The organism is Buttiauxella gaviniae (assembly GCF_040786275.1).
Lineage (GTDB): Bacteria > Pseudomonadota > Gammaproteobacteria > Enterobacterales > Enterobacteriaceae > Buttiauxella > Buttiauxella gaviniae_A.
On the sequence record NZ_JBFMVT010000002.1, the window covers coordinates 2,685,259 to 2,700,864 of the forward strand.

General features: G+C 49.9%; 13 protein-coding genes. 4 read left to right on the forward strand and 9 right to left on the reverse strand.

Features of this window, described 5'->3' with window-relative positions:
• Positions 1-216: 216 nt before the first annotated feature.
• Positions 217-1,260, forward strand: coding sequence for a GMP reductase (locus AB1E22_RS13120; protein ID WP_367595696.1), 1,044 nt, complete (start codon positions 217-219; stop codon positions 1,258-1,260).
• 38 nt (positions 1,261-1,298) lie between these two features.
• Here the strand turns inward: AB1E22_RS13120 and hofC are convergent, their stop codons facing one another.
• The 4 genes from hofC to nadC form a co-directional block, all read right to left on the reverse strand.
• The gene (hofC, locus tag AB1E22_RS13125; protein ID WP_367595697.1) at positions 1,299-2,504 is read right to left on the reverse strand and encodes a protein transport protein HofC; all 1,206 of its coding nucleotides are present in this window, start codon (positions 2,502-2,504) and stop codon (positions 1,299-1,301) included.
• On the reverse strand, positions 2,497-3,879 hold the full coding sequence (gene gspE / locus AB1E22_RS13130; RefSeq protein WP_367595698.1) for a type II secretion system protein GspE: 1,383 nt from the start codon (positions 3,877-3,879) through the stop codon (positions 2,497-2,499). The genes hofC and gspE overlap by 8 nt, the downstream gene beginning before the upstream one ends.
• 3 nt (positions 3,880-3,882) lie before the next feature.
• Positions 3,883-4,332 (reverse strand): prepilin peptidase-dependent pilin, encoded by a 450-nt coding sequence (ppdD, locus tag AB1E22_RS13135; protein WP_367595699.1) that lies wholly within the window; start codon positions 4,330-4,332, stop codon positions 3,883-3,885.
• A 189-nt stretch (positions 4,333-4,521) separates the two neighbouring features.
• Positions 4,522-5,412: a carboxylating nicotinate-nucleotide diphosphorylase gene (gene nadC, locus AB1E22_RS13140; protein WP_367595700.1), complete on the reverse strand. Its 891-nt coding sequence runs from the start codon at positions 5,410-5,412 to the stop codon at positions 4,522-4,524.
• Between the two features lie 82 nt (positions 5,413-5,494).
• Here nadC and ampD point away from each other — a divergent pair, with 82 nt between their 5' ends.
• Together ampD and ampE are read left to right on the forward strand one after the other, a co-directional pair.
• A complete protein-coding gene (gene ampD, locus AB1E22_RS13145) occupies positions 5,495-6,058 on the forward strand; it encodes a 1,6-anhydro-N-acetylmuramyl-L-alanine amidase AmpD (protein ID WP_367595701.1) in 564 nt (187 codons plus the stop codon).
• The gene (ampE, locus tag AB1E22_RS13150; protein ID WP_367595702.1) at positions 6,055-6,909 is read left to right on the forward strand and encodes a beta-lactamase regulator AmpE; all 855 of its coding nucleotides are present in this window, start codon (positions 6,055-6,057) and stop codon (positions 6,907-6,909) included. Before ampD ends, ampE begins: the two co-directional genes overlap by 4 nt.
• A gap of 39 nt (positions 6,910-6,948) precedes the next feature.
• On the opposite strand, the gene AB1E22_RS13155 is transcribed toward ampE, so the two are convergent.
• From AB1E22_RS13155 to aroP, 5 genes are all read right to left on the reverse strand, one after another.
• Positions 6,949-8,496 carry a glycoside hydrolase family 43 protein gene (locus AB1E22_RS13155; RefSeq protein ID WP_367595703.1) on the reverse strand — a complete coding sequence of 516 codons (1,548 nt, stop codon included), beginning with the start codon at positions 8,494-8,496 and terminating at the stop codon, positions 6,949-6,951.
• Positions 8,489-9,934, reverse strand: a complete 1,446-nt coding sequence (locus tag AB1E22_RS13160) for a glycoside-pentoside-hexuronide (GPH):cation symporter (protein WP_367595704.1) — start codon at positions 9,932-9,934, stop codon at positions 8,489-8,491. The genes AB1E22_RS13155 and AB1E22_RS13160 overlap by 8 nt, the downstream gene beginning before the upstream one ends.
• Before the next feature lie 233 nt (positions 9,935-10,167).
• Complete coding sequence (locus tag AB1E22_RS13165; protein ID WP_367595705.1) at positions 10,168-11,124, reverse strand: glycoside hydrolase family 43 protein; 957 nt, start codon at positions 11,122-11,124, stop codon at positions 10,168-10,170.
• Between the two features lie 10 nt (positions 11,125-11,134).
• Positions 11,135-12,535: a glycoside-pentoside-hexuronide (GPH):cation symporter gene (locus AB1E22_RS13170; RefSeq protein ID WP_367595706.1), complete on the reverse strand. Its 1,401-nt coding sequence runs from the start codon at positions 12,533-12,535 to the stop codon at positions 11,135-11,137.
• 281 nt (positions 12,536-12,816) lie between these two features.
• Positions 12,817-14,184 (reverse strand): aromatic amino acid transporter AroP, encoded by a 1,368-nt coding sequence (gene aroP / locus AB1E22_RS13175; protein ID WP_367595707.1) that lies wholly within the window; start codon positions 14,182-14,184, stop codon positions 12,817-12,819.
• Positions 14,185-14,741: 557 nt separating this feature from the next.
• Between aroP and pdhR the strand changes: the two genes are divergently transcribed.
• A complete protein-coding gene (gene pdhR / locus AB1E22_RS13180; RefSeq protein ID WP_367595708.1) occupies positions 14,742-15,506 on the forward strand; it encodes a pyruvate dehydrogenase complex transcriptional repressor PdhR in 765 nt (254 codons plus the stop codon).
• Positions 15,507-15,606: the final 100 nt, after the last annotated feature.

Consider the following 15,606-nt stretch of genomic DNA (forward strand, 5'->3'; position numbering starts at 1 on the left):
ACACACGTCTGGAAAGGGCCATGGAACGGGGAAAAAACGCACCCGCCTGGCGATTTCCTGTTACTCAGGTAAATTTTAACGATTGTAGCGCAAAAAAGAGTAATTTCGCAGTCTTGCGGCGGCATTAATAGTGCGTATGATAGCGTCACTGGAATTGGTGCCTAAATCGCCAATTGCGTTTTCGCGTCCTTCGCCATTCGACCCAGGAATCTGCACATGCGTATTGAAGAAGATTTGAAGTTAGGTTTTAAAGACGTTCTTATTCGCCCAAAACGTTCCACTCTGAAAAGCCGCTCTGATGTAGAGCTTGAGCGCCAGTTCACTTTCAAACACTCCGGTATTGCATGGTCAGGTGTTCCGATCATTGCTGCTAACATGGACACCGTTGGTACATTCGGCATGGCTCAGGCGTTGGCCTCGTTTGATATCCTCACCGCCGTTCATAAGCACTACTCTGTTGAAGAGTGGAGCCACTTCGTTAAGTCTGTTTCCGATGACATCCTGAAATTCGTTATGGTTTCGACAGGAACATCAGATGCTGATTTCCAGAAAACCAAACAGATTCTTTCTCTTAATCCGGCACTGAAATTTATCTGTATCGATGTGGCTAATGGCTACTCTGAACACTTCACTCAGTTTGTGTCTAAAGCGCGTGAAGCCTGGCCGGATAAAGTTATCTGCGCAGGCAACGTCGTTACCGGTGAAATGTGTGAAGAGCTAATTCTTTCTGGTGCAGACATCGTTAAAGTCGGTATCGGCCCTGGTTCAGTATGCACCACGCGTGTGAAAACTGGCGTTGGCTATCCGCAGTTGTCTGCTGTTATTGAATGTGCTGATGCTGCACACGGTCTCGGTGGCCAGATTGTTAGCGATGGCGGATGTACTATGCCAGGCGATGTTGCTAAAGCCTTCGGCGGCGGCGCAGATTTCGTGATGCTGGGCGGTATGCTTGCTGGGCACGATGAAAGCGGCGGCACCATCGTTGAAGAAAATGGCGAGAAATTCATGCTGTTCTACGGCATGAGCTCTGAATCAGCCATGACCCGACACGTCGGCGGGGTTGCACAATATCGCGCAGCCGAAGGCAAAACCGTTAAGCTGCCATTGCGCGGCCCCGTAGAAAACACCACCCGTGACATTCTGGGCGGATTGCGTTCTGCGTGTACCTATGTTGGTGCTTCTCGCCTGAAAGAGTTGACCAAGCGCACCACGTTCATTCGTGTGAATGAACAGGAAAACCGCGTTTTCAATAGCCTCTAATTTATAGACGCATACGGCGTGGCATTCGTCACGCCGCTTTATCCCGCGCTCATCGCATCTCCAAGCTGGAAAATAGGCAGATACATCGCTATGACCAGCGTCCCAATTATCCCCCCTACGACTAACATCATTATCGGCTCCAGCGCTGCGGCAAGGTTATCTGCCAGCTCCTCCGTATTGTTATGATGCCAGGTTGATAGTTTCTCCAGCATCAGATCCAAAGCGCCTGACTCTTCTCCAATCCGCACCAGTTGGCAACACAACGGCGTGAAGCGCCCGCTTTTAGAAAGCGTCTGCCAAAACGGTATTCCTTGTGTCACATCGACGCTGATTTGCGAAATCACTTTCTTCCACAGCAATTGTGTAAGCGTTGCTTCGACCGCCTCAAGCCCTTGCAATAAAGGGATCCCCGCCTGCTGAGAAAGTGACAACGTGGTATAGATTTGACTGAGAATTTGCCCTCGCCACAGCGGAGCAATCAGAGGAATGCGTAGCAGCAGATTCTGCTCGTACTCCTGCCAGTGAGGTTTTTTTTGCCGGAGAAAATAGCCGCAGGCGCAGGCGAGAAGAATAGCCAGAAAGTAGACAGGTCCTTGTGATGTGACCCAGTTTGAAACGGCCATTATAGCCACGGTAATCGTAGGTAATGGCGCGTTAAAAGAGCGATAAATATTGGCAAATTCTGGCAGCACAAACCCCATCATCCCAATCGTCACAAGTAGGGCTACGACCATAATAAATAGCGGGTAACGTAGCGCTTTTACGACCTTTTTTCGTAACCGGTAGAGTTTTTCTTGTTGTTCTGCGAGCCTTTTACAGCACTCATCCAGCTTTCCTGTTAACTCACCGATATGAATCAGAGCAATAAACAGCGCAGGAAAAATCTTTGGCCATTTTTTTAAAGCACTGGAGAAAGGCGTGCCGTTAGAAACCTGTTTTTCGATCTCTTTTAGCAGGGCGCGCCATTCATCAAACGGATGTTGCTGTGCAATAAGCAACAGCCCGTCTGATAATGAAATTCCCGCCTGAAGTAGCGTGGCGAGCTGGCGGAATACATCTATTTTTTGCTGAATATGCCAGCAGCCCCGACGCGTATGGGAGGTTTTTCGCAGATTCAAAAGTTGTAGATCGGCATGGAATAATTGCTCGCTGGCAGAGGGTGCATCGTCTGCCAGCAACATTCCTTGCTGTATTTGCCCACGTGCATCAATAGCTTTCCAGTGCCAGAGTAAAAACTTAGCCATGCGGTACCCCAAGCACTCGATACAGCTCTTCCTGTGTCGTGAGTCCTTGTTCAACGGCCCGGCAGCCGCTTTCAAATAACGTCACCATTCCATTTTGACGCGCCAGGGCTTCAATTTCGTGAGCGGGTAGGCCTTGGGTAATGGCTGATTGCAACGCTGGCCCAATTAGCAAAATTTCAAATAAGGCGCTTCGCCCATAGAAACCACCGTAACAGCGTTCGCAGCCGACGGCCTGCCAGCGGGGAAGTGCGTTAGCCCACATTGTTTTGGGAAGGATAATGTCATCCGCGAGTTGCTGTTTGCAGTGTGGGCAGAGCTTACGAACCAGACGTTGAGCAACGACCATGTTTAAGGCCGATGCTAACATCCACCGTTCTACGCCCATTTGTTCTAATCGGACGACGGTTTCGGCCGTTGAGTTCGTATGCAATGTTGAAAGCACGAGATGCCCGGTTTGCGCAGCTTTGATGGCGATTTCTGCTGTATCGCCGTCGCGAATTTCACCGACCATGATGATGTCCGGATCCTGGCGCAGTAACGCACGAAGCACATTCTGAAAACTCAGCCCGGCTTTGGTATTTATTTGCGTTTGATTAAGCCCATGCATGGGAATTTCAATGGGATCTTCGACACTACAAAGATTGCTGGAAACCTGGTTGAGAATCTTGAGTGCGCTATAAAGCGTGATAGTTTTTCCGCTACCGGTAGGGCCTGTGACCAGAATCATGCCTTGTGGATTCGTCAGAGCGCTTTGGAAGTGGGCGCAATCGTCTGCTGACATCCCTAATTCTGATAGCTCAAATGTTTGTGCCGTCTGGGTCATCAAGCGTAGGACGACCTTTTCTCCGTGATACACCGGTAAAGTTGAGATGCGAAATGAGCAGGTCTGCTTTTCGACTTCAATTTCTATTTGCCCGTCCTGCGGCAGGCGGCGCTCAGCAATATCCAAATTCCCCAATACTTTCAGGCGGGCGGTTAACGGAGCAGCCAGAGGAGCGGGCAGCAGGGGTTGAAGTTGCAGCACGCCATCAACGCGAAAACGAATCTGGTAGCCTTGCTCTACGGGTTCGAAGTGAATGTCTGACGCACGCAGTTGGATCGCTTTGCGAAGGGTTTCTTGCAGGAGTTGAACCACCGGCGCGAGGTGCAGATCTTGCGGTTCATCTTTACCTGTAGATCCCTGAGAGTGCCGTGCTTTTTCCAACTGTTCGGCTGGCCAGTATTCAACATTGACGGTTTTATCAGAGAGAAAACGCAATGCTTCAAAGAATTGTGCGGGTGGATTTGGCGCGATGGCAATGTGCAGGACGGGCTCTTCAGATAGCAATATCGCCTGATACTGGTTGCACAGTGCGAGGATCTGCTGATTGACCATGGCTTAGTTTCCCGTCTGGCTATTTTCAAAACGGAAGACTTCTTCGCAGGATTGTTTAAGCGAACTATTAGCTGAGGCGGCGCACGTCCGAGACCAGCCTTCAACGCCTTCGGCATCACTCCACTGCGGGGACAGAGAGACGGTGAGCCCATTGAGACTTTCTTGCCCAGTGAGCGTAACAACACCTTGTTCGATGCTCATTCCGCTGACGTAGCGAGTCGTTTTGGGGGAAGGAATACCATTGCTTCCCGCATCGCATGCGCTAATGCCTCCGCGTTCAATGGCACAAAGTTCAATGGCTGTACGGTAAGGGATAAAGGTTTGTAGCATGTCGGTAAGTGCCGCTTTACGCAGATAATTTTGATAAGCCGGAATACCAATCGCGCTAAGAATTGCAATAATGCCGATGACCACCATCAGCTCAATAAGTGTGAATCCTTGTTGTTTGTTCATATGCCGCTCCTGATTAAGATGGCGGCACTTTGCGCCGGAAAAATTTCTCAGGCGAGAGTGAATGAATACATCAGGAAGGAGCCTTCCAGGATATTTTGGCGGTTTGCAGGAGTCGACGGAAAAAGTGCGAGCGGTAACGTAAAGCGAAGAAAAGGGCAGATGAGTTTTGCCTCATCTGCCGGGCAGGAATTAGCGGAAGCGCATGGAGAGATCGAGGGCGCGAATGTGTTTTGTCAGCGCGCCAACGGAAATAAAGTCAACGCCGGTTTCGGCAAATTCACGCAGGGTTTCTTTCGTGACGTTACCTGAAACTTCTAGCTGTGCTTTACCGTTGGTGGTGGCTACGGCCTGACGCATATCTTCGACGTTAAAATTATCGAGCATGATTATGTCTGCGCCAGCGTGTAGCGCCTGTTCCAACTCATCAAGTGATTCCACTTCAACTTCAACCGGCACATCCGGATGAAACCAAAAGGCTTTTTCTACCGCCTGGCGAATTGAGCCGGAAGAAATGATGTGGTTTTCTTTAATCAGGAAAGCGTCTGAAAGACCTAAACGGTGGTTACTGCCGCCGCCGCACAAAACTGCATATTTCAGTGCCGTACGCAGACCCGGCAGCGTTTTACGCGTGTCCAGCAGTTGCGTTCTGGTCCCTGTGAGCAGATCAACATAAGTACGCACTTCGCTGGCAACGCCTGATAGCGTTTGCACGAAGTTAAGCGCTGTGCGTTCGCCAGTGAGCAGCACTCGTGAAGGGCCCTGGAGTTCAAACAACGGTTGGTCAGCGACGACGGTTTGACCGTCTTCTACATGCCAGGTGACGTTAACGTCCCCACCCAGTTGGATAAAGACCTCTTCAACCCAACGTTTTCCGCAGAACACGCCATCTTCGCGAGTGATTACAACGGCATGCGAACGATGCCCTTCAGGCAGTAACTGCGCGGTAATATCGTTATTAGGATCGACATCGCCACCGAGATCTTCGCGTAAAGCCTGAGAAACTGACTGGGGAATATCAAGGTTGATGCGTTCGAGAAGTTCGTCACGTCGGCGGTCTGGGTTATAACGGCGAGGTGGCATGATAAAACTCCGAAATGGCTTAGTTAATGTCGAAACATGCTACATTGATGCGACGTTAAGTACCACTCTAAGGAGACCGCAGATGCAGCTTAAAAACGGCTGGCTGGTGGGTGTTAAGCATGTTCCTTCCCCCCATTTTGATTGCCGACCGGAGGATGAAACCCCTTCGCTGCTGGTGGTGCATAACATCAGTCTGCCACCGGGTGAGTTCGGTGGCCCATGGATTGATGCGCTATTTACCGGAGCGCTTGATGCACAGGCGCATCCCTATTTTGCAGACATTGCCCATTTGCGCGTTTCGGCACATTGCCTGGTTCGCCGTGATGGTGAAATCGTTCAGTATGTTCCTTTTGATAAACGCGCCTGGCATGCCGGCGTTTCGTTGTATCAGGGGCGTGAACGTTGCAACGATTTTTCGATCGGCATCGAGTTGGAGGGCACCGATACGCTGCCGTACACAGATGCGCAATATCAACAACTTGCTGCCATTACAGACGTTCTGATTCAGGTTTATCCAGCCATTGCCGAGCATATGACGGGGCACTGTGATATTGCACCGGAGCGTAAAACGGACCCTGGCCCTGCTTTTGACTGGTCGCGTTTTCGCCACTCGGTTGAGGTTACGTCAAATAAGGAGATGAAATGACGCTGTTTACTTTGCTGTTGGTGATGATTTGGGAACGCCTCTTCAAACTGGGCGAGCACTGGCAGTTAGATCACCGCCTTGAAGCACTCTTTCGGCGGGTAAAAAGCTTCTCGTTGTTGCGCACAATTTTGATGACCGCCGTGTGTATGCTGGTGGTTTTTCTCTGTATCCGCGCGCTGCAAGGCCTGTTCTTTAATGTGCCCTTGTTAGTGTTCTGGATTGCGCTGGGTGTATTGTGTATCGGCGCGGGGCAGGTTCGTTTGCATTACCACGCTTATCTGCAAGCGGCGAGCCATGATGATAGCCATGCCCGCGATGCGATGGCGAATGAGCTGACGCTGATCCACGGTGTGCCACCTGATTGCGACGAACGGGAATATCTCAAAGAGCTGCAAAATGCGCTGCTGTGGATTAACTTCCGTTTTTATATGGCACCGCTTTTTTGGTTTATCGTCGGCGGCGTTTGGGGGCCGGTAACCCTGGCAGGTTATGCTTTCTTGCGAGCCTGGCAGAGCTGGCTTGCCCGCCATCACACGCCTCAGCAGCGTTTGCATTCAGGTATTGATGTCATTTTACATGTGCTGGATTGGGTGCCGGTTCGTCTGGTTGGCGTAGCGTATGCGTTACTGGGACACGGTGAAAGGGCGCTTCCTGCGTGGTTTGCGTCGTTGGCCGACCGCCACACTTCTCAGTACCAGGTGTTGACTCAACTGGCGCAGTACTCCCTGGCGCGCGAGCCGCATCTCGATAAAATCAAAACGCCAAAAGCTGCCGTGTCGATGGCGAAGAAAACGTCCCTGGTTATCATCGTTGTGGTGGCGTTGCTAACAATTTACGGGACGTTGGTTTAAGTCATATTGTTGGCCGGAAGTTACCCGGCCAACAAGCTCTTATAGATCAACAGTAAAATGTGAATAAACGCCCTTTCCTGGTTGGGCTACAGCCTGCCGGGATGCCGCAAAAATCCCTAGTTTTGCTCCTACCCACTTGCCTTTTCCTGCGGCAAAGCTGGGGGAAACGTGCTGCCAGTCAATATTGTTTTCACCATAGCTGAAATGACAAATCCCACCGTCCGCTACGTTGACTTTGAGCCAGAGCGGTTTGTTTGACGGCCAGTCGGCGATATCGCGTTGCTGTTGATGTAATACGCCGGTGTCACTCATCCAGGCGGCAAGCAGAATAATTTTGAGTTTCCCTTCGCGCTGTTCAAGTGCAAGTGCCGCATACCGTTCACCGTAAATAATCAGGCCGCTAAGTTCACCTGCGTGCTGGAATTCTGCATGCAGTTCAGTGGTTGCGCTGAAGTTGCGCGCCGGGAATTTTTGCAACAGCAGATTCGGCTGAGCATACAGTGCCTGTTCGCCCTGGTATTCCGGCATTATCTGGCAGGCCAGCGCCAGCGCATTTTTGGCGGGTTGTAGCCAGCTTTCCTGCGGATGTGCCTGCCACTGCCATTGCAAACCGGGTTTTCCGTTCGCGAAATCATCGCTGGTCTGCGGGGTTTCACAGCCTTGTGGATATTGAGCAATCGACGGTAGCGGATGCTCTATTACAGGCTGCCCTGGCCCATTCGAAAGCTGTTTTTCACCGATCAGCGGCCAGTCATCTTGTTGCCAGTTCATAGGTTGGAGATGCACGATCCGCCCGTACAAATCGGCATCCTGAAAATGTATAAACCAGCACTCATCGTTTTCCAGCTCAACAAATCCGCCCTGATGCGGGCCGTTAATGTGAGTTTGCCCCTGCTGTAATACCACTCTTGCTTCCCACGGCCCGCTTAGCTGACGAGCGCGTAATACAGACTGCCAACCCGTTTCGACACCCCCAGCCGGGGCGAAGATATAATACCAGCCGTTGCGTTTATAAAACTTTGGCCCTTCAAGTGTGGGTTGATCCAGCGCACCGTCGTAGATAATTTTCCCTTCACCCAGTAGCGAGCGGCCATCAGGCGACATTTCAATGAGTTGCAGCTGATGTTTTCTACCACTGCGGCTGTGAGCAAAGGCGTGAACCAGCCATGCGCGCCCGTCGTCGTCCCACAACGGGCAAGGATCAATCCAGCCTTTTGCGGCTTTAACACAGTGCGGTGCACTCCATTTACCGCGTGGGTCGGCGGTGAATGACATAAAAATGCCTTCATCCGGCGTGCTGAAAAAGACCCAGAATTTACCGTCGTGGTAGCGAATAGAGGGAGCCCATACTCCCTTTCCCGGCTGCATCGTGTCGTAGGTCTTATCTTTAAAAGCAGAAAAGACGTGATTGATAATTTTCCAGTTAACTAAATCACGGGAGTGCAACACCGGTAGCGCAGGGAAATGGTTAAAGCTGGATGACACCATATAAAAATCACCTCCCACGCGAATAATATCCGGATCAGAATAATCTGCGTGCAGAATGGGATTTTTATAATAGCCTGGCTGCGCCTCGTGATTAGCCATGATGCTTAGCCTCTGTAGTGATTAATGGATTTATTAATGCAGGAGATTCGCCTGCAATATTTTTTTCTTCAACTTGCTGACGTTGAGCCAGGTCGTGCTGGATTTTATTCATCATTTTGTCATCGAGCGTATAAAAATGGGTTAGCCAGTAGAGAATAAAATAGGAAATAGAAGGGCCGACGGTTAATAGTCCAATAATACCGTGAGTGGCGAGAGGCGTTTGTGTAGGGATACCGGCCTGATAACCAAACCAACCTAATGAGAATCCAACAAATGCACCCGCAACAGCCATACCCATTTTTAGAGCAAATAAGTTACCGGAAAAAGACAATCCGGTAATGCGTCGGCCAAATTTCCACTCGCCATAATCGGCGGCGTTGGCCATCATATTCCATTTGAAAGGTTGATACATTTGATGGAAGAAGCCGACGAGGAAATAGAGTGGGAATACCACAACAAGCCATGTTGGAGGAATAAAGAACATCACCACGCCAATTACGACCAGCACCAGGTTAATATTTTTAAACAGGGAGACTGCACGATAGCGCTGTGCCAAATAACCCGCGACGATACTGCCTATGATGGTGCCGACTACGCTTGTAGAAACAAAGGCAGATTTCATAGCGGTACCCGCTGCGCTTTCGATGCCTCCGAGCATCAGATAAGTGGCATAGTACAATGTTGCCGCACTTCGCATTACCCCAGCCATACTGGAAAAGAAGGTGATTATTGCCACAATGCGCCACTGATCGTTCGCCAATAAAATGCGCAAGTCGCTCATCATACTGTGGTTGGTTTCGACTGCCGGTCGAATGCGTTCTGAGGTACTAAAGAAGCAGAAAAATAGCATGATGACGGCGAGCGTTCCCATAATCGCCATCGTTGCCTGAAAGCCAAATTGTTTATTATCTTTCCCAAGCCAGTCGACCAAAAATAATGTTGCGACTGAAACAACCAGCCCGGCGATAGATGAAATGGTAAATCGATACGATTGTGCAGATAAACGGTCTTTTTCATCACTGGTAATGACGCCGCCAAGCGCACAATAAGGGATATTAATAAAGGTGTAGCAGAGCATTAATAATGTGTAGCTAATATAGGCGTAAAGTAATTTACCGGATTCGCCAAAATCAGGAGTGGTAAACGTTAATACCGCTAAGACCGCGTAAGGAATGGCAAACCAAATTAACCACGGGCGAAAATGCCCCCAGCGTGTGCGAATCCGGTCGGCGATAAGCCCGGTAAGCGGATCGGTAACCGCATCGAGAATTCGTGTTACCAGAAACATTATTCCGACTGCGGCGGCGGAAAGACCGTAAATATCAGTATAAAAATAAGTTAAGAACATGGTAACGGAAGAATAAACGATGCCACATGCGGCATCGCCCATGCCGAAACCAATTTTCTCAGCAATGGATAATTTCCTTGATGTACTCACTTTTATCTCCAGACATTGAGTGTGTATTTTTTACTCTATTGGCTGGTTATTTATTATGCCATTGTGATATTTGTTCTGGTCGTTATGTTTTTTACCGAATGAGAAAGTTGTCACATAACAGGAATAAATTGGTCTGACAGAATGTCGCGGGGTTTGAGGACTTATTACACCAGAACGTCAGCGCTCCCTTCGTGATGAAGGAAGCGCAACACTATGTTTTAAATACTGATATTTTAAATTGTGTCTTTCGCCGGCACGCCAAACACTGGCATACCGTTTACATCCCATTCGATTGTTTTAAGGCGCGTATGGCGATTGGGGTCATACAGCGGGTCACCTTCGATTTCAGTATAGTTTCGAGCGTGATACACCAGAATATCTTGTCCGTCCTGGGTTTTGGTAAAGCTGTTATGACCCGGCCCGAACTGCTTGTTCTCATAGCTGGTAGTGAAAATGGGCCGTGGAGATTTGTGCCAGTTCTCGGCCTTAGTCGGATCGGCATTCACATCTATCCATAACAACCCAATGCAGTAATTTTCATCGGTGGCGCTGGCTGAATAGCTGATAAATAGCTTATCCCCATGCATGATGACCGCAGGCCCTTCATTGACCAAAAAGCCTCTACATTCCCAGTCCAGTTCGGGTTTGCTTAACATTACCGGGTTACCTTTTATCGCCCAGGGCGTTTCCAGTTCGGTGAGGTAGATATTCGAATTACCGGCAATGTTCGGGTCTTTTTGCGCCCACAAATACCACTGTTTTCCTTGATGTTTAAAGGTAGTGGCATCCAGGCAAAAACTATCAAACTGCGTTTTTACCTGGCCTTTTTCGACCCATTTACCGGAGAGCGGATCTGCGTCGGCACATTCGAGGGCAAACATCCGGTGCTGGAACATATTTAGCTGATCCAGCTCCTGGGTGTGCGTGGCCGCGAAGTAGATGTACCATTTACCGTCAATATGATGCAGTTCCGGCGCCCAGATAAGTTCGCTCATCGGGCCATGAGCAGGCTTGCGCCATACCACGACAGGCTCAGCATTTGGCAGCTCGTTCAGCTTCGCCGCGCGGCGGATCTCCAGCCGGTCATACTCTGGCACCGAGGCAATAAAGTAGTAGCCATCATCATGCTGCAAAATAAACGGATCGGCTCGCTGCTCGATAAATGGATTAGGCCATTGCTCCTGATTCATAACGCTTTCCTTACAGTTTGGCTTCAACAGCTTTGCTGTCGTGATATTCATTCAGTTCGCGGTAGTTGATACGGCGCTTTTCCAGGTCGAGTTGAATGCGCTGCATTAATTCACGGTCAACTTTCAGCAGGCGCACAACACCGGCAGTAATCAGGTATCCGACGCCAGGAATAACGGTAAACAGCATCACGATACCGTTAATTGAATCTGCGCTTTGTTGTTTAGCTCCGGCATCGTAACCGTACCAGGAAAGCAGGAAACCAACCATGGCACCAGCAATCGCCAGCCCTAATTTCAGGAAGAATAGGTTGCCGGAGAAGCTGATACCGGTGATGCGCTTGCCGGTTTTCCACTCGCCATAATCGTCTACGTCTGCCATTAGTGACCAGTGCAGCGGCGAGGGGATCTGGTGCAGGATGTTAAGCAGGAAGTACATCACCACAATCAGCATGGTGGCATGTGGGTCGAGGAAATAGAAACCGCAGGAGAAAATCGCCAGCGCGATGTTGGTCCAGAAAAAGACTTTCAGTTTGCATATACGATCGGTCAGCACTTTTGCGAGCATACTGCCGCCCATCATGCCCACCACGCCGAGGCTAATAAACAGTGTGGCAAAGCTTGTGCTTTGGCCCATCACCCAGGTGACGTAATACATCGTCGCAGCCATGCGGATAAAACCGGGGCAGACGTTGCACAGTGTCAGAAGGAGGATGCGTACCCACTGGTCGTTTTTCCAGACATCTTTCAGATCGGCTTTTAGATCGTCGTTGCTTGGCACCGCAGGGCGAACGCGTTCTCTGACGGTGGAGAAGCAAAACAGGAACATGCACATGCCGAGCACGGCGAGGACGCCCATTGCCATTTGGTAGCCTTTCGCTTTGTCACCGCCGCCAAACCAGTCAACCATCGGCAGCAGGGAAAGTGAAAGAATCAGGGTGGCAATGCCGACCATCACGAAGCGATACGCCTGGCAGGCCACGCGCTCTTTCGGGTCATTTGTAATTACGCTTCCCAGGGAACAGTAGGGAATGTTGATCGCGGTATAAGTTAAAGAGAGCAGAAAGTAGGTGACGAAAGCATAGATAACTTTGCTGCTATAAGCCCAGTCAGGTGTGGTAAACATCAGGTAACTGAAGAAGGCAAATGGGGCTGCCATCCATAAAATCCATGGACGAAAACGCCCCCAACGGCTCTGCGTTCTGTCAGCAATCGCCCCCATAATGGGGTCGGTAATTGCGTCAATCACCCTGATAGAAAGCAGCATAACCCCCACCAGTGCGGGGGCGAGACCAAAAATGTCCGTATAAAAATAGTTAACAAACAACATAATAGCGCCGAAGATGATATTGCACCCGGCGTCGCCCATTCCGTAGCCAATCTTTTCTTTAATCGATAATTTGCTGCTTTCCATAGGAAATGCTCCAGACCAGAATATGGACAAGAGTATTGGGCTAATGGCGATTATTTGCGTGTCGGGAAACCGTCGCAGAGATGGACAATACTGTCATTGTTAAAAAACTGTGAAGCAGATAACTAATTCGCTGTTTGAATTTGTAGGGTGGATAAGCGCGAGCCCCATCCACCCTTGTCGCCGATAATGTCGGGGGCGCTACGCTTGCCCGACCTACGGGTTCGGTGTTGTAGGGTGGATAAGCGTGAGCGTCATCCACCATCGTTCCGAGCCTTAGTACATTAAGCTTTAACGCTTTTCAGGTTCTTCTGTTTGATGAAGTAACCGATGCCGAGAATAACCACCCAGACTGGAATCAACCATACGGAGATGGCCATGCCAGGTGTCATCAACATGATGACCAGCACCGCTGCCATAAACAGCAGGCAGAGGTAGTTACCCATCGGATAGAACAGAGCAGGGAAGCGAGTTTTCACCCCTTGCTGCTGTTTTGCGCGACGGAATTTCATGTGCGCAAGGCTAATCATTGCCCAGTTGATAACCAGGGCGGAAACCACCAGCGCCATCAGCAGGCCAAAGGCTTCTGCCGGGGCTAAGTAGTTAATCAGTACGCACAGCGCGGTGAAGACAGCGGAGACCAGAATGGTATTCACCGGCACGCCACGTTTATCGACTTTTTGCAGGGCTTTTGGAGCATTGCCTTGCTGAGCCAGACCAAACAGCATGCGGCTGTTGCAGTAAACACAGCTGTTATAAACAGACAGTGCAGCGGTCAGAACCACAACGTTAAGCGCGTTGGCAACAAAGGTGTCACCCAATTCGTGGAAGATCAGTACGAACGGGCTGGTATCAGCGGTCACGCGCGTCCACGGCATCAGAGACAACAGAACTGCCAGTGAGCCCACATAGAAAATCAGAATACGGTAGATAACCTGGTTTGTTGCTTTAGGGATGCTGACTTCTGGGTTATCTGCTTCCGCAGCCGTAATCCCAACCAGCTCCAGGCCGCCGAAGGAGAACATGATAATAGCCATCATCATGACTAAGCCGGTCCAGCCATGCGGCAGGAATCCGCCTTGTTCCCACAGGTTGCGTACCGTTGCTTGCGGGCCTGCATGATCGCTAAACAGCAACCAGGCACCGAACACAATCATGGCAACCACGGCAATAACTTTGATAATGGCGAACCAAAACTCCATTTCACCGAACACTTTTACGTTTGTCAGGTTAATGGCGTTGATGACCACAAAGAACACCGCAGCCGAGGCCCAGGTTGGGATCTCCGGGTACCAGAACTGAATGTATTTACCGACGGCGGTCAATTCTGCCATGGCCACCAGGACATACAGCACCCAGTAGTTCCAGCCAGAAGCGAAGCCTGCGAATCCACCCCAGTATTTGTAAGCGAAGTGGCTAAATGAACCTGCTACAGGCTCTTCCACAACCATCTCGCCTAGCTGGCGCATGATCAAAAATGCGATAAAGCCTGCAATCGCGTAACCAAGAATAATCCCCGGCCCGGCGGATTGGATAACAGACGCACTGCCCAGAAACAGACCTGTCCCAATTGCGCCACCCAGCGCGATGAGCTGGATATGGCGGTTTTTAAGGCCGCGTTTAAGCGTAGCGCCTTGTACTTGACCATCCATCGTTTAACCTCGTGATTATGGTTTTTTCAGGGCGTTGACTGCGCCTCTGTAAGTTTGTAATTCCGTAATGTGTAGTCTTTATTTTACGGTTTTGAATCCAGTATTTCGCGCAAGAGACTTCCGCAGCGCAAAGAATAGTGGTAAGCGCGATTGTTTGCACCTGCTTTCTATTCTTGTCGTGACGAGTTGAATAAAAAGAAACCAGTTGTCATCTCCGCCCCGTTATTAACGCCGTTTATTCTTTATCCAGAATAAGCGCTGCCGCTGAATTAATATTCATATTTTAAAGTGATGAATCGGTTCAAGTTGCTCAAAATTGCGAATTTGCTGACTTATATAAAGTTAAATCTACTTCTTTGGTGGTAACCATGAGGTTTGTAAGGGGTTGCATTTTTGAAACGTCATTCCTTTATTGTTGTTAAAATAACCCCAATTTAATGATTCTGATCAAAACCAGGATGGACAGAAGGTGAATACTTTGTTACTTTAGCGTCAACAATGTGAAATTGGTCATACCAATTGACTACATGAAGGCTAATGGCAGAGACAGGGAATAAATGGCCTACAGCAAAATCCGCCAACCAAAATTATCCGATGTGATTGAGCAGCAGTTGGAGTTTCTCATCCTTGAGGGAACCTTGCGTCCCGGCGAAAAACTTCCACCAGAGCGCGAATTGGCAAAACAGTTCGACGTTTCTCGTCCTTCTCTGCGCGAGGCCATACAGCGCCTTGAAGCGAAAGGTCTCCTGCTTCGTCGTCAGGGCGGCGGTACTTTTGTCCAGAACAGTCTTTGGCAAAGTTTAAGCGACCCGCTGGTCGAACTGCTGTCTGACCATCCTGAATCCCAGTTTGATCTGCTTGAAACTCGCCACGCACTTGAAGGTATCGCGGCGTATTACGCTGCATTGCGTGGTACGGACGAAGATCTCAAACGTATTGGCGACTGCCATTTAGCCATTCAACAAGCGCAAGAATCCGGTGACCTGGATGCGGAATCCGATGCTGTTATGCAGTATCAAATCGCCGTCACGGAAGCTGCCCACAACGTGGTGCTACTACACTTATTGCGCTGTATGTCACCGATGCTCGAACAAAACGTTCGTCAGAATTTTGAATTGCTCTATGCGCGCCGTGAAATGCTGGCGCAAGTGAGCAGCCATCGCGCCAGCATTTTTGCGGCGATTATGGCTCGTCAGCCGGAGCAGGCGCGCGAAGCGTCGCACCGTCACCTGGCATTTATCGAAGAAATATTGCTGGATCGCAGCCGCGAACAGAGCCGTCGAGAACGCTCTCTGCGGCGCTTACAGCAACGTAAGGAATGAGAGTCCGAAATTTCTGGCTCTTTTAAGCGCCACTATTTAGAGCGCGGCAACTAAACGCAGAACCTGTCTTATTGTGTTTTTCACGGAAAATACAATGCGA

What these genes read in the sequence shown, in the direction of transcription:
- aroP (WP_367595707.1), bottom strand. Translation starts at nt 14,184, where the DNA reads ATGGATGGTCAAGTACAAGGCGCTACGCTTAAACGCGGCCTTAAAAAC.
- AB1E22_RS13155 (WP_367595703.1), bottom strand. Translation starts at nt 8,496, where the DNA reads ATGGCTAATCACGAGGCGCAGCCAGGCTATTATAAAAATCCCATTCTG.
- ppdD (WP_367595699.1), bottom strand. Translation starts at nt 4,332, where the DNA reads ATGAACAAACAACAAGGATTCACACTTATTGAGCTGATGGTGGTCATC.
- pdhR (WP_367595708.1), top strand. Translation starts at nt 14,742, where the DNA reads ATGGCCTACAGCAAAATCCGCCAACCAAAATTATCCGATGTGATTGAG.
- AB1E22_RS13170 (WP_367595706.1), bottom strand. Translation starts at nt 12,535, where the DNA reads ATGGAAAGCAGCAAATTATCGATTAAAGAAAAGATTGGCTACGGAATG.
- AB1E22_RS13120 (WP_367595696.1), top strand. Translation starts at nt 217, where the DNA reads ATGCGTATTGAAGAAGATTTGAAGTTAGGTTTTAAAGACGTTCTTATT.
- ampE (WP_367595702.1), top strand. Translation starts at nt 6,055, where the DNA reads ATGACGCTGTTTACTTTGCTGTTGGTGATGATTTGGGAACGCCTCTTC.
- nadC (WP_367595700.1), bottom strand. Translation starts at nt 5,412, where the DNA reads ATGCCACCTCGCCGTTATAACCCAGACCGCCGACGTGACGAACTTCTC.
- gspE (WP_367595698.1), bottom strand. Translation starts at nt 3,879, where the DNA reads ATGGTCAATCAGCAGATCCTCGCACTGTGCAACCAGTATCAGGCGATA.
- hofC (WP_367595697.1), bottom strand. Translation starts at nt 2,504, where the DNA reads ATGGCTAAGTTTTTACTCTGGCACTGGAAAGCTATTGATGCACGTGGG.
- ampD (WP_367595701.1), top strand. Translation starts at nt 5,495, where the DNA reads ATGCAGCTTAAAAACGGCTGGCTGGTGGGTGTTAAGCATGTTCCTTCC.
- AB1E22_RS13165 (WP_367595705.1), bottom strand. Translation starts at nt 11,124, where the DNA reads ATGAATCAGGAGCAATGGCCTAATCCATTTATCGAGCAGCGAGCCGAT.